Origin of the sequence: Mesorhizobium sp. M7A.F.Ca.US.002.01.1.1, assembly GCF_004022955.1 — a bacterium.
In the GTDB taxonomy this organism is placed as follows: domain Bacteria; phylum Pseudomonadota; class Alphaproteobacteria; order Rhizobiales; family Rhizobiaceae; genus Mesorhizobium; species Mesorhizobium ciceri.
Window position 1 is genome coordinate 1 of record NZ_RZQE01001065.1, and the last position, 436, is coordinate 436.

Consider the following 436-nt stretch of genomic DNA (forward strand, 5'->3'; position numbering starts at 1 on the left):
GCTTCTTATCAATGTAATCCCGCAAGAGAGTTTCGTACGTGCGGAATGCCTCCTGATATCGTCCCTCGGCCCTGAAAAGTTCACCCGCCAAGATATAGGCCGAAATCATGGCCAGGGCTGAACCTTGTCCGGCCAACAAGGACACGCAAAACGCGGCATCGCCCGTTAGAGCAATGCGGCCTTGCGACCACCTGTTCATCCTGATCTGGCTGACGCTGTCGAAATAGAGATCGTCGATCCCATCCAGCGCATTCAAAATACTTGGACATTCCCACCCGCCACCGCCGTAAATTTTTCGCAGCACTGCCTTCTGCATTTCCAGCGTCGCTGGCACTGGGTCGTTGCCCGCAGCAAAGACGAACAAGAAGAGCGTTCGGTTATCACGCAGCGTGAAACGCCCGAGCATTCTTCCTGGCTGGCCGTACATCAAATACAC

1 protein-coding gene is annotated in these 436 nt (G+C 54.6%); it reads right to left on the reverse strand.

Translation table 11 applies throughout. From position 1 onward, the window contains the following. On the reverse strand, positions 1 to 436 hold a 436-nt coding region (locus EN932_RS37725; protein WP_206619060.1), incomplete at both ends, for an FAD-dependent monooxygenase.